This is a genomic window from Frankia sp. CeCAU1, assembly GCF_977971845.1.
On sequence record NZ_CDWWXA010000067.1, the window covers coordinates 1 to 13,064 of the forward strand.

10 protein-coding genes and 1 tRNA gene are annotated in these 13,064 nt (G+C 68.0%); 6 read left to right on the top strand and 5 right to left on the bottom strand.

Going from position 1 to position 13,064, the window contains the following annotated elements; translation table 11 throughout:
* Positions 1–602: heme-binding beta-barrel domain-containing protein (locus AC08OO_RS13245; RefSeq protein ID WP_476618555.1), on the bottom strand; the 602-nt coding region annotated here is incomplete at its 3' end.
* 224 nt (positions 603–826) lie between these two features.
* Positions 827–4,342, bottom strand: a complete 3,516-nt coding sequence (gene nifJ, locus AC08OO_RS13250; RefSeq protein ID WP_476610256.1) for a pyruvate:ferredoxin (flavodoxin) oxidoreductase — start codon at positions 4,340–4,342, stop codon at positions 827–829.
* Between the two features lie 218 nt (positions 4,343–4,560).
* Here nifJ and AC08OO_RS13255 point away from each other — a divergent pair, with 218 nt between their 5' ends.
* Both AC08OO_RS13255 and AC08OO_RS13260 read left to right on the top strand, forming a co-directional pair.
* Complete coding sequence (locus tag AC08OO_RS13255; protein ID WP_476610257.1) at positions 4,561–5,529, top strand: ParA family protein; 969 nt, start codon at positions 4,561–4,563, stop codon at positions 5,527–5,529.
* Between the two features lie 214 nt (positions 5,530–5,743).
* Positions 5,744–5,828, top strand: a tRNA-Leu gene (locus AC08OO_RS13260).
* Here the strand turns inward: AC08OO_RS13260 and AC08OO_RS13265 are convergent.
* Both AC08OO_RS13265 and AC08OO_RS13270 read right to left on the bottom strand, forming a co-directional pair.
* Entirely contained in the window at positions 5,793–6,188 is a 396-nt protein-coding gene (locus AC08OO_RS13265) for a hypothetical protein (RefSeq protein ID WP_082456821.1), read from the bottom strand. The two genes, AC08OO_RS13260 and AC08OO_RS13265, sit on opposite strands and share 36 nt — an antisense overlap.
* 183 nt (positions 6,189–6,371) lie before the next feature.
* Positions 6,372–6,809 carry a hypothetical protein gene (locus AC08OO_RS13270; protein WP_476610258.1) on the bottom strand — a complete coding sequence of 146 codons (438 nt, stop codon included), beginning with the start codon at positions 6,807–6,809 and terminating at the stop codon, positions 6,372–6,374.
* Between the two features lie 265 nt (positions 6,810–7,074).
* Between AC08OO_RS13270 and AC08OO_RS13275 the strand changes: the two genes are divergently transcribed.
* Positions 7,075–10,044 carry a Tn3 family transposase gene (locus AC08OO_RS13275; RefSeq protein WP_476610259.1) on the top strand — a complete coding sequence of 990 codons (2,970 nt, stop codon included), beginning with the start codon at positions 7,075–7,077 and terminating at the stop codon, positions 10,042–10,044.
* A gap of 102 nt (positions 10,045–10,146) precedes the next feature.
* On the opposite strand, the gene AC08OO_RS13280 is transcribed toward AC08OO_RS13275, so the two are convergent.
* Positions 10,147–10,674 carry an HIT family protein gene (locus tag AC08OO_RS13280; RefSeq protein WP_011436778.1) on the bottom strand — a complete coding sequence of 176 codons (528 nt, stop codon included), beginning with the start codon at positions 10,672–10,674 and terminating at the stop codon, positions 10,147–10,149.
* A 166-nt stretch (positions 10,675–10,840) separates the two neighbouring features.
* Between AC08OO_RS13280 and AC08OO_RS13285 the strand changes: the two genes are divergently transcribed.
* The 3 genes from AC08OO_RS13285 to AC08OO_RS13295 all read left to right on the top strand — a co-directional run.
* On the top strand, positions 10,841–11,368 hold the full coding sequence (locus AC08OO_RS13285; RefSeq protein WP_011436777.1) for a hypothetical protein: 528 nt from the start codon (positions 10,841–10,843) through the stop codon (positions 11,366–11,368).
* Positions 11,369–11,376: 8 nt separating this feature from the next.
* Positions 11,377–12,621 carry a nucleotidyl transferase AbiEii/AbiGii toxin family protein gene (locus AC08OO_RS13290; RefSeq protein WP_011436776.1) on the top strand — a complete coding sequence of 415 codons (1,245 nt, stop codon included), beginning with the start codon at positions 11,377–11,379 and terminating at the stop codon, positions 12,619–12,621.
* Positions 12,622–12,799: 178 nt separating this feature from the next.
* On the top strand, positions 12,800–13,064 hold a 265-nt coding region (locus AC08OO_RS13295), incomplete at its 3' end, for a recombinase family protein (protein WP_476618556.1).

Genomic DNA, 13,064 nt, shown 5'->3' on the forward strand with positions numbered 1-13,064 from the left:
TCGGACAGGCGCCGCAGCACGTTGCGGTCCGTATGGGCGACCGGGTCGGACACCCGCTCGTGATCGATGGTGGTCGTGGAGATGTAGGCGAAGCTCCCGTTGCCGGTGACGGTGATGCTCACCTCGTAGCGGATACTGTTCGCCGCGCGCGCCAGGTAGGGGTTGGACAGGATGCCGTACGTGGGGGAGCCGGCCTGCGCCCGCAGGGTGAAGTCGGTCGCGTCCGGCGCCACGGCACCACCGGCGATCAGGACCGCACCGCGGGGCACCATGAAGCACCGCATGACGTGGCCGAGATCGGCGTCCCACAGCCAGTAGCCGATCTCAGTGTGGAACGCCTTCTCCTCGCCAGCCCGCCACGCGGCCATGTGGTAGTCGAGGCCGTAGAGACACTGCGGGCCGTTGTCCACGGGACCGAAGGGCTTGAAGGTGACCCTCTCGCGGTACGGGGTCTCGATAATCGTGCCTTCGGCGTTGCCGAAGGCAACGTCCACCCCCTGGTCGCCCTCCCACTCACCGGCCAGGGCCGCCAACGGACCGAACTCCGGGCCGACTTTTCCCGCCTTCTCCGTCTTCCCTGGCTTTCCTGTCGTTTCCGTCACCGCAAATCCTCCTTGAACGAGGAATTACCTGTAGGTGGCACAATTCCAAAACATGCCCGGAACATCTCGACATTACTGTCAAATTCCTGCAAGCCGCTGTTGCGCGACTCTCAAGCCGCGCCGGACGGCGTATTCACCGTGCTCATGGGCCCGCCCTCAAGATCGAACATTTCGCCGGTCTGTGGGTACGGCGCCGCTTTGGTGGGTACGGCGCCGATTCAGTCTTACGTGGTGGTGTTGCGGGGGTGGGCGGCTTCGTGTTCGTAGGTCTGCCAGCGCCCGAGGATGTCGCGTTGGGCGAGTGCCGCGAGCTCGTCGGCTTCGTCGGGGTTGACGGTGTTGAGGAGGGTGAACCGGGATTCGGTGGCGGCGAACTCGCTGAAGGGGATGGACGGTGCCCGCGAGTCGAGGGAGAACGGCCTTTCCGCGCGGGGGTCGACCCGGTAGAGCGGCCAGTATCCCGATTTCACCGCGGCTTTCTGGTGGGCCAGGCCGTCGGTCATGGTGATGCCGTGGGCGATGCAGTGGCTGTAGGCGACAATGAGGGACGGGCCGTGCCAGCTGGCCGCCTCGTTGAAGGCTTTCACCGTGTGCTGGTCGTTGGCGCCGAGGGCGACCTGCGCGACGTACACGTCGCCGTAGGCGGCGGCGAGCAGCCCGAGGTCTTTCTTGCGGGTCCGTTTGCCGCCGCCGGCGAACTTCGCGACCGCGGCGCGCGGCGTCGACTTCGACGCCTGCCCACCGGTGTTGGAGTACACCTCGGTATCGAGGACGAGCACGTTGACATCGCGTCCCGACGCGAGCACGTGGTCGAGGCCGCCGAAGCCGATGTCGTACGCCCACCCGTCCCCACCGATGATCCACACGCTTTTGTCGACGAGGTCGTCGAGGACAGCGTCGAGGGTGGTGTCGTGGTCGACGGTGGCCAGCCGCCGGCGTAGTTCGGCCACCCGCTGGCGTTGGTCGAGGATGCCGGCCTCGGTCGACTGGTCGGCGGTGAGCAGCGCCTCGACGAGCGTGCCGCCGACCGTCGCGGTCTGTGCGCGCAGCAGTCGGCGGGCCTCGCGGGCCCGGCTGTCGAGCGCGAGGCGTATCCCGAGCCCGAACTCGGCGTTGTCCTCGAACAGCGAGTTCGCCCAGGCCGGGCCGCGGCCGTCGGTCCCCGCCGACCAGGGTGTGGTCGGCAGGTTGCCGCCGTAGATGGACGAGCATCCCGTGGCGTTGGCGACGATGATGCGGTCACCGAACAGCTGCGTGAGCAGTTTGAGGTAGGGCGACTCCCCACAGCCGGCGCAGGCGCCGGAGAACTCGAACAGCGGCTCCCGTAGCTGCGAGCCGCGGACCGTGTCCGGTGGGGCGAGCGCCGGTGGGACCGCCGGCAGCGTTTCGCGGAACGCCCATCCGGCACGTTCCTCCTCGAAGCGGGGTGCGGCGTCGACCATGTCCAGGGCGCGATGGCCCTCGATCTCCCGGCTCTTCGCCGGGCAGGCCTCGACGCAGATGCCGCAGCCGGTGCAGTCGTCCGGTGCCACCTGCACCGCGAGCCGGAACGCCGCGAGGGTGCGGTCCTTCGGCTTTTTGTGCCGGAACGACGCCGGCGCGTCGGCGAGCCGCGCCGGGTCGAACAACGTCATCCGGATGGCGGCGTGCGGGCAGGAAATCGCGCACTTGCCGCAGTCGATGCACAGGTCCGCATCCCACACCGGAAGCTCGCGGGTCAGGCCGCGTTTCTCGTACCGGGCCGTCCCGACGGGGAAGGTGCCGTCAGCCGGTAGTGCGCTGACGGGAAGCAGGTTCCCCTCCCCTGCCATGATCCGCGCCGTCACCTGCCGGACGAACGCGGGCGCCTCGCCGAGCAGCTGCCGGCGCGCCTGCCCCGTGACCACACGAGCCTGCAGGTCGACCTCGTGCAGGGCGTCGAGCGCGGCATCGATGGCGGCGAAGTTACGCTGCAGCACGGCGTCACCGCGTTTGCCGCGGGCGGCGCGGACCCCGTCCTTGACCGCCGCGATCGCCTCGTCGCGGTCCAGCAGACCGGACAGCGCCAGGAAACAGGTCTGCAGCACCGGGCTTACGATCCCGGGCATGCCGGCCTGCTTCGCCACCCGGTCGGCGTCGACGACGAACAGGCGCGCATCCCGGTCGAGCAGGTGCCGCTGCGCGTCGGCCGGCAGATGCTCCCACACCTTCTCCGGCGCATGCGGGCTGTTGAGCAGCACGGTGGCACCCGGCGCGGCCACGGCGAGCACGTCCACCCGTTCCAGCAGCGAGGCCTGATGACAGCCCACGTACTGGGCGTTCTGGATAAGCCACGGGGAGTCGACCGGTCGTGGCGACAGCCGCAGATGCGAGACCGTCATCGACCCCGACTTCTTGGAGTCGAACACGAAGTACGCCTGCGCGTGCAGCGGCGTGCGAGCTGCGACGATACCGGCCGTTGCCCGCGTGGCACCCACCGTGCCGTCGCTACCGAGCCCGTAGAACACCGCCCGCAGCACGTCATCCGGCTCCGGGACACGGTCGCCGTCCACCTCGAGCGACAGGTCCGTGACGTCGTCGCGGATACCCACCGTCACCTCCCGGCGCGGCGCCGCGCCGGCCAGCTCGTCGAACACCGCCGCCGCCATCGCCGGGGTGAACTCCTTCGACGCCAACCCGTAACGGACACCGATCACCCGCGGCATCCGCTCGGGCCGTTCCGCGAACGCGGCGACGACATCCAGCCGCAACGGCTCACCCGACGCGCCCGGCTCCTTCGTCCGGTCCAGGACCGCGACCGACCGCACCGTCAGGGGCAGGCACGCGAGCAACGCCCGGCCGTCGAAGGGACGGAACAAACGAACCTGGACGAACCCGACCCGCTCGCCTCGCTCGACCAGCCGGGTGACCGCCTCCCGCACCGCCGACCGACCCGACCCCATGACGACCACAACCCGCTCGGCCTCGGGATGACCCTGATACTCAAACAGGCGGTAGGCCCGGCCCGTCGCCGCGGCCAGCCGGTCCATCACCCCCTGCACAATCCCGGGAACCGCGGCGTAGAACGTGTTCGACGCCTCCCGGGCCTGGAAGAACGTGTCGGGATCCTGGGTGGTGCCCCGGATCACCGGACGGTCGGGGGACAACGCCCGGCGGCGATGGGCATCGATATGCCCGGCAGCCAGCAGACCACCCAGCGTGCCGTCGTCGAGCAACGCCACCTCGTTCAGCTCGTGCGACGTGCGGAAACCGTCGAAGAAGTGCAGGAACGGCACCCGCGACTCGAGCGTTGCCGCATGCGCCACCGCGGCCAGGTCATGCGCCTCCTGCGGCGACGCCGAACACAGCATGGCGAAACCGGTCGACCTCGCCGCCATCACATCACTGTGATCACCAAAGATCGACAGTGCGTGCGTGGCCACGGTCCGGGCCGCGACGTGGAGAACCATCGGTGTGAGCTCACCGGCGATCTTGAACATGTTGGGCAGCATCAGCAGGAGACCCTGCGAGGCGGTGAACGTCGTCGACAGCGCACCCGCCTGCAACGCCCCGTGCACAGTGCCGGCGGCACCACCCTCACTCTGCAGCTGGACGACCTCGGGCACCGCACCCCACAGGTTCGGGCGGCCCTTCGCCGCCCACGCATCGGCCAGCTCCCCCATAGCCGACGCCGGGGTGATCGGATAGATCGCGATCACCTCGCTCGCCAGGTAGGCCACCAACGCGGCGGCCTCGTTCCCATCGATCGTCTTCTGACCCATACATCCCAGACTCAGGCGTCCGGAGGCGGATCGAGGAGGGACTTCCTTCCCGTCCCCGAAGGCGGAAGTCACCAGTATCCGACTCCCGACGACGTTACCGATCCAGAAACAGCCGTAGTCTGCTGGTGAACCGGACGCGGAAGCATTGCGGGTCCGGCCGAGGAGACACGACGTCCCTCCGCCGCCGGGCGGAGCGCGCGACCGGGAGCGAGGATGCGGTGAAGGTCGTGGCGATCGCCAGCTACAAGGGCGGGGTAGGCAAGACCACGCTCACCGCAAACATCGGCGCCGCGATCGCCCGGCTGGGGAGACGGGTACTGATGATCGACCTGGACCCGCAGGCGAACCTGACCTTCTCCTTTTGCCGACCCGAGACCTGGCGGACGGACCTCGCCGACCACCGGAGAACCGTCAAGGCGTGGTTCGAGTCGTGGCGGCCGGAGACCACCCCACCGCCCCTCGCGGGGTACGTGACCACACCATCGGTCGTCAACGCCGCCGTCGCCGCGGGCGGCGGCACGTTGGACCTGCTCGCGTCGCACCTCTCACTCGGCGACATCGAGATGGACCTCACCGCCAGGCTGGGCGGGGCGCGGGCCCACCGGTCCACCAGGTACTACTTCGACGTCTACCAGCGGCTGGCCACCGGGCTGGCGTCCTTCTCCACGTACGACTACGACCTTGTGCTCATCGACTGCCCGCCGAACTTCGGAGTCATCACCCGGGCCGCGATCGCCGCCTGCGACCACCTGCTCATCCCGGCCCGGCCGGACAACCTGTCGACGCTGGGCATCGAACATCTGATGAGCAGACTGGGCCGGTTCGTCTGGGAGTACAACAGGGTCGCGGGGTTGCAGTCCGGGATGCATCCGGCCGTGAAACGACTCGAACCGCGGGTGCTCGGTGTTGTTCTCATGATGGTCCAGTACTACGGCGGTCGGCCGACCAGCTTCCTGCGGCCCTACATCCACCAGGCATCTGGTCTCGGACTCCCGGTGTTCGAGTCGATGCTCCGCGTGAGTAACCGGAGCTTCGCTGGAGCGGCTGGAACCCAACTGCCGGCGGTGCTGTCCGCGGATCTCCCGCCCGAGGTGGCCCGGGAGCTGATCAGCCTGGTCGAGGAGTTCCTCCGACGGGTCGGGGCGGCCAGCCGCATGGCGGGCCCGTCGCATAGGCCCGTCGCGTAGGCGAGGCCCAGAGGCCCCGGCGTCCGGCCAGTCATGATCGACATCCCCCGGGGTGCACCTCAAGTAATGATCATACTGCTTCTCGTTCTCGTCGAAGCGGGCCAGAACTCGCAAGTCGGGACTTGATCGTCTGATGGTCGGGGGTAGCGACAAGCACCCCCTTGGAGCGTGTAGCATCGCAGTCGTTCGCGGGTGAGACATCCGCGAACCACCTGTCCGGGTGGCGGAATGGCAGACGCGCTAGCTTGAGGTGCTAGTGCCCTTTAACGGGCGTGGGGGTTCAAGTCCCCCCTCGGACACTCTCGTTCGTACATGATCCCTTGAGGCTTGGCCTCGGCGATCACTCGGTGGGCTCCTGGTTCGTAGGTGAGTTGCAGGCCGAGTTGGGTGTAGATCTCGGCTTTATCGGCCGGGTCGGCTTCGGTGAGAACGGCGACGATGTCGCCCACGGCGGTGACCATGTCGTGGATCTCCTGTTCGGTCATGGGGGCTGCGCCGTCCGGGTCGAGGCCGGCGCGGGCGGCGTGGGCGTTGATGTGGTTCGCGGCCTGCGTCTGGGTCCAGCCGCGGGCGTGGCGATGGGCGGCGCGGGGGCGGTAGTGGTAGCGGCGGGCGAACTCGATCGCGATCTCGTCGTGACTCATCCCGACCGCGCGCATCCGCGCCCGCAACTCGTCCTGCTCTACCCGCTGGCTTGGCTTGGCCGTCACGACGGGCTAGATCCCCTCGGAAATCCGGTGGTCGATCTTCCGGTGGTTCCTGACTGGAACCATTCTCACGGTAGTCCTTCTGTCACGGACCGAGCGGTACGGGATGACGTCGGTCCTCGGCCGACCTGTTGTTCAGCTTGTCGCTGTTGTGCACTCGCAGTGCCTGGCGTGGCGTCCGAGACATCCACGTAGCTGATCTTCGGCGAACTTCACCGTCTCCATCAAATCGCCGTACAGCGATTCCGGGATGCTTCCGGCATCGAGCCCGGCGGCGCGGAAGACATCGGCCAGGGTTTGGCGCTGCGTCGTCGTCATCGACTCCCGGAGGCGGTGCGCGAGCGTGTCGCGGGCCGTGTACGCGTCCTTGAACGCACCTGCGATCAGCGCCCGGCGTAGTACGTCGATGCGCGGATGGTCGTGGCCGTCGGCGAGGTCGAGCGCGATCATGCCTGCTCGGGCACGGAAGACCATGGTCGAGAGGTCGGGCTGCCGCATCAGGGTGAGCGCGGTGGCGAGGAGCGGGGCGATCTGCGGGCCGGTGTCGGCGCCAGCCTGTCGCAGACAGTGCACCCGCAGGATTGTTTGGATCGCCTGTTCCCACGGTTCGGGGGTGGCGCTCTGGTCGACCAGCGCTGCTGCCTGCTCGGTGTGCCCGGCCTGGGCGAGTGCCAGGACGGTCGCCTGTCGGCCGTCGAGCAGTCGGCGGCCGACTCCGCGGTGGGCGGGGTGCCGGTAAGAAACGTGTCACCAGGTGCAAACGCGGATGATCTTGATTCGTGTCTCTCTGTGGGCGTGGGCTGTTGGCACCGGGCGCGCGTGGCCATGATGTTCGAGCGTGGCCCGGTCGCTGGATCTCGATGAGCTCGTCGAACACTGGACGTTGCTGGAGGACGAGCGGGAGCTGATCGCGGGCAAGCGCGGGCCGACGCGGCTCGGGTTCGCGGTGATGTTGAAGTTCTTCACCCAGCTGGGCCGGTTCCCCCGAGGTCGCGGCGAGGTGCCGGACGAGGCTGTGGCGTACCTGGCCCGCCAGGTCGGTGTCGAGCCGGGCGATATGGGCTTCTACGAGTGGACCGGCCGCACGATCGAATACCACCGGGCGCAGATCCGTGAGCATCTGGGCTTCCGGGAGTGCTCGGTGGCCGACGCGGACACGCTGGCGGAGTGGCTGGCCGGCCACGTGTGCGAGGCCGAGCGGCGTTCGGAGCTGGTCCGCGTCGAGCTGCTGGCGCGGTGCCGCGCGGAGCGGATCGAACCACCGGCCGCCGGCCGGATTGAGCGGATCGTGCGCTCGGCGCTGCATCAGGCCGAGCTGGCGCTGACCGCCCGGGTCGCTGGGCGTCTGTCCGTGGACGTCGCCGGCCGGCTCCATGCCCTGGTCGCGGTCGATGTCCCGGACGACGACACCGGTCAGGAGTCGGTGCTGGCGTTGATCAAGTCGGTGCCGGGCAACGTGAGTCTGGACTCGATGCTGACCGAGATCCGTAAGATGCGTGCGGTCCGCGCGGTCGACCTGCCCGACGGTCTGTTCGCCGATGTCGCCCCGCGGGTCGTCGCGGCGTGGCGGACCCGGGCCGCGGTGGAGTCCCCGTCGCACCTGCGGGACCATCCCGACCCGCTGATGCTGACGTTGCTCGCGGCCTTGCTGCACCACCGGCACGGGGAGATCACGGACACGCTGGTGGAGTTGCTGATCTCGACGGTGCACCGGATCGGCGCGCGGGCGGACAGGAAGGTCACCGAGGAGCTGATCAACGCGTTCAAGCGGGTGACCGGCAAGGAGAACATCCTGTTCGCGATCGCTGAGGCCTCGCTCAGCAGTCCGGACGAGCCGGTCCGTGAGGTGGTGTTCCCGGCGGTCGCGGGTGGGGAGCAGACGCTGCGGGAGCTGGTGGCCGAGTTCAAGACGAAGGGGCCGGTGTACCGGCGCACCGTGCGGACCACGCTGAAGGCGTCGTACTCGAACCACTACCGGCGCGGGCTGATCGCGCTGCTCGACGTGTTGGAGTTCCGGTCGAACAACGACACCCACCGGCCGGTCCTCGACGCCCTCGACCTGATCCGCCGATACGCCGACACCCGGCTGACGTACCTCCCCGTCGGGGAGACGGTCCCGACGCACAAGGGGCTGCTGGGCGACTGGAACGAGCTGGTGTTCACCGACCCGGCCAAGGGCCCGAAGCGGGTCGTCCGCGGCGTCTACGAGATCTGCACCTTCCAGGCCCTGTGCGACAGCCTGCGCTGCAAGGAGATCTGGGTCGTCGGCGCCGAGAAGTGGCGCAACCCCGATGAAGACCTGCCAGCCGACTTCGAGGCCCAGCGCGCCACGCACTACGCCGCCCTGCGCAAGCCGCTGGACCCGACCGTCTTCATCGACCAGCTACGCGAGGAGATGCGGACCGAACTGGCAGCGCTCGACGCGGCCCTGCCGAAGCTGCCCTGGCTGGAGATCGCCGAGCGGGGCAAGAACGGCCCGATCCGGCTGACCGACCTCGACGCCGCACCCGAACCGCGCAACCTGCGCCGCCTCAAGGCCGAGGTGCGGACCCGGTGGGGCACCGTCCCCCTGATCGACATGCTCAAGGAGGCGGTCCTGCGCACCGGCTGCCTCGCGACCGCGACCACCATGGCCGGCCGTGGCGACCTGGCCCCCGAGGTGCTCGCCGAACGGCTGATGCTCGCGATCTACGCCTACGGCACCAACACCGGCATCCGCGCGGTCGCCGGCAACGCGCAGAACGGCCACAGCGAGGACGACCTGCGCTACGTGCGCCGCCGGTATCTGACCGCCGAGCTCGCCCGCACGGTCGCCGTCGAGATCGCCAACGCCACCTTCGCCGCCCGGGCGCAGCAGGTCTGGGGCGCCGGCTCCACCGCGGTGGCCAGCGACTCGACGCACTTCGGCGCGTTCGACCAGAACATCTTCACCGAGTGGCACTCCCGCTACGGCGGCCGCGGCGTGCTGATCTACTGGCACGTCGAACGTAAAAGCATGGCGATCCACTCTCAGCTGATCAGCTGCACCGCGTCCGAGGTCGCCGCGATGGTCGAAGGCGCGATCCGGCACGGTACGGCCATGGAGGTCGAGGGCACCTACGTCGACTCCCACGGCCAGTCCGAGATCGGCTTCGGGATCACCCGTCTGCTCGGCTTCGACCTGCTCCCACGTATCAAACGGATCAACAAGGTTCGCCTGTACCGGCCGGCTGCTGGCGAACCGGACGCCTACCCGCGGATCGGCCCGGCGCTGACCCGGCCGATCCGCTGGGACGTCGTCGCCGAACAGTACGACCAGATGATCAAATACGCCACCGCGATCCGGACCGGCACCGCTTCCGCCGAGGCGATCCTGCGCCGCTTCACCCGGACCAACGCGATCCACCCCACCTACCAGGCCATGATCGAGGTCGGGCGGGCGCAGCGGACCCTGTTCGTCGCCCGCTACCTGCGCGACCGGGACCTGCAACGCGAGATCAACGAAGGCCTCAACGTCGTCGAGTCCTGGAACCGCGCCAACAGCGTCATCTTCTTCGGCAAGGGCGGCGACATCGCCACCAACCGCCGCGACGAACAGGAACTCTCCGTCCTCTGCCTACGGGTCCTGCAGGCCGCCCTGGTCTACGTCAACACGCTCATGCTCCAGGACGTCCTCGCCGACGACGCCTGGACCGAGCAGCTCACCGACGCCGACCGGCGCGGCCTGACCCCGTTGTTCTGGACGCACGTCGCCCCGTACGGCGAGGTGAAACTCGACATGACCAGCCGCCTGACACTCAGCGTGTCCGCCGCGGCGCCGCTGGTGTAGACCCGAACAGCCTGGCATGCCTCGGGTCGGGGGGAAGAGACTGAGACATGCCGGGTCCGGCTGGTAACCGCATCCCTCGCCAGGAGAGTTCAACGACGCTCGTCACGTGCCATACGCGTCGCGTGTGAGGGTGGATAGTGCCGCTCGTAGATCGGCGTGAAGCTGGTTGTGTGCCGCGCTAATCGCGTGTTCCTTCTTCGTCCGCTCCGCGCCATATAGGTAAACGGGGCCGACCCGGAGACTCTCCTCCTCCCACCTGTAACGTGCGTGTACATGGCCGTGGAGATGCGGCCAGAGGTTCCCCAGCACTTCGTAGTTGATCCGCAGAAAGTCTTCGTCCCGAGCCGCGCATACCTGCGAGACGGCCTCGCCGAGAAGGGACAGGTCAAAAAGGAAGTCCATTCGTTCTGGGCGGGGAAGGTCAGTCAGATGGTTTGCCGATCCGGCGTAGACGAGCAGGCAGTAGCCGGGGAGATGCTGCGTGCTGCCTAGCACTGCCCATCCAGTGCGCATTCGATGGAGAACGTGGGGTTCCTCACCGCTTTCCAACGTGGTAAGCCATTCGCTGCTCATGTCCACGCCCTCCGTGCCCTGCGCTGTGTCTGCGCGGTCTACACCAACGGGCGCCATACGTTAGCATAAGCACATGATCGATCGGGTCGCTACGCTATGTGATTTGGCTGAAGGTCAGTGGGGGTGTGTCACGGAGCGGCAAGCGGAGAGAGCCGGTGTCTCCGTCGTCGAGCTTGGGCGTTTCAAAGAAGCAGGGGTCGTTGAGCCTGTCATCGAGGGGGTGATGCGTATTCGCGCTGGTGGGAGGCATCTTTTTCCGCGGCTGTACAGCCAGTGGCTGATGCTGGATCCGGAGCGGCCGGGGTGGCTGCGGGATGCCCCGGGGTGCGGCGTTGTCTCCCATGCCACGGCGCTGCGGGTCTACGGGATTGGTGACCGGCCGGGACTCGGCGTGGAGTTCACGCTTCCCGCTGGCCCAGCCCGGCCAAGGAGCTCTCATCCTGGCATCGTCCTGCACTCTGGCGAGGTAGCTGCCGATGAGTGGACGACCCGGTCCGATCTTTTTGTGACCACTCCCGCACGCACATTGCGCGATCTAACCTACAGCGGGCGGTTCGACCTCGCCGAACTCGGCCGCGTCGCCCACGCCTTTCTGCGCACCCACCTAGCGAACGAGACCGAGTTGGCTCGAGGTCTGGAAGTAACCGCCAGGACATCGCCCTACAGCGGTGAAACCGCGGGTTCGTTGGAGTCGATTCTGCGTGCGGCGGACGAGGACAGCGTAGACTTCCCCGCCCACCCGCAGCGCTAGTCAAGCCCATGGCCGACACAGACAGCCATAATCCCGACTCCCACATCGGGCCGGAGTTCCGTGAGGCGTTCCCCTCATGGTCGGAGTTCCGTTCCTACGTCACCGATCGGGCTCGCGCAGCGGAGTTCAATGCCGACCGCGCACTTCACCAGATCTTGACCGGGGACTTCGCAGCGCGCCTCATGAACCGAACCCCGCACGACTGGATCATCTTCGGTTCGCTGGCGCTTCCTTCCCGGCCCGCCACAGACTTCTCGTGGCCTGCCGACTTTCTTCCCGCTCAGCCGAACGAAATCCATCCCGCGTATGTGATGGCCCGATCCGCGTTCGATCTGGACCTGTGCGCTCTCGACATCACGGAATCCTACGGCGTTCATGTCAAGCAGGCTGTGGATGCGGTCACGGTGAACGCGGGCGACACCGCCCGAGCTGAGCGTGGGCTGGGCCTTGGAGGACTGGTCCGCTACAGCGCCGATGTCAGGGTCTACGACAGCGGGAAAATCATGGGAGTGATCGTCGCCCAGCCGATCGACCCGAGATACGGGCCCGGCCAGGCACGTCCCGTCGACGACCCAATCGGACTTGAGATCGACATCAAGCCGCCCGACCGGGTTCCTCTGTTCGGCCCGGCCCACCACGCCGAACGGTCCATCGTTGGCATCGCCGTGCCCGGCCTGGCGCCCGTTACCCCCATGATGTACCCCACGGCCAGCCAGCTCGCAGACAAGATCTCCATGCTGAGCGGGCCAGCCCCCGGTTCGTCCCGCCAGGTCGCACCTGGCCCTCGCCACCGCTACAAGGACCTCTTCGACATCCACTACATGATCCGTACCTGTTCCGTGGAGGCCCGTCACATGCGGGAGGCGCTTGAGGTCAACAACCAGGTCCGCTTCGGCCGCGATGGCCTGCCCCATCCCTACCACGTCTACGGAGCCGGCCGCAGACCCGGTGAACTCGACGTTCCCTGGCGGTCGGCGGTGAACACGTTCAAGGCCGACCAGCCACAGCTCGCGCGCTACCCCGACTTCGACGCGATGGAACGCGCCGCGGCAGGCTTCGTGGCAGAGCTGACCACAGCGTCTCCGACCAGCACCTGGGCACCAGGACGCGGCTGGTCCCCTCCCCGCTCGGATCTCCACGCGCTGGCATTCCCCCGGCCACCATCTCTCAGACCCGGTCCACGGACCCCGCCCGCGCAGCCTCGCACGCTCCCGCCTCACCCGGGCCAGGCGCCCCGGCCACCAACGCGATAGAGGACTTGCTTCGCAGCGTTTCTGCGCCACCCTGGAAGTAGCCGAGCTTCAAGAAACCTACGTTTCCTGAAGCTCGGCCCGAGATGATCCACAACAGTCCTGGAGTCGTCAAAAACTCCTTCAAAAACCGGCACCGTCAACAACCCCGGCGGGACCGTTTGCTGAGATGATCGCGGTCGTGACCGCAGCTTTCGAGCCCGCGAAGTTCCTCGCCGCCGAGCCGGCGGTGCTCACCCACATCCGGATCGGCTACGCCCGGGTGTCGACCGGCGGGCAGAAGCTCGAGCGCCAGATCGACGCGCTCACCGCCGCCGGCTGCCGGCGGATCTTCGCCGAGAAGCAGTCCGGCCGCGACACCGACCGCCCCCAGCTCACCGCCTGCCTGGCCTTCGCCCAGCCCGGGGACACGCTCGTCGTGCCCGCCCTCGACCGGCTCTCCCGCT

Excerpts from the sequence above, each read along its gene's own strand:
- nifJ (WP_476610256.1), bottom strand. The coding sequence starts at position 4,342 with ATGGGTCAGAAGACGATCGATGGGAACGAGGCCGCCGCGTTGGTGGCC.
- AC08OO_RS13290 (WP_011436776.1), top strand. The coding sequence starts at position 11,377 with ATGGCCGACACAGACAGCCATAATCCCGACTCCCACATCGGGCCGGAG.
- AC08OO_RS13265 (WP_082456821.1), bottom strand. The coding sequence starts at position 6,188 with ATGCGCGCGGTCGGGATGAGTCACGACGAGATCGCGATCGAGTTCGCC.
- AC08OO_RS13280 (WP_011436778.1), bottom strand. The coding sequence starts at position 10,674 with ATGGCGCCCGTTGGTGTAGACCGCGCAGACACAGCGCAGGGCACGGAG.
- AC08OO_RS13285 (WP_011436777.1), top strand. The coding sequence starts at position 10,841 with ATGCGTATTCGCGCTGGTGGGAGGCATCTTTTTCCGCGGCTGTACAGC.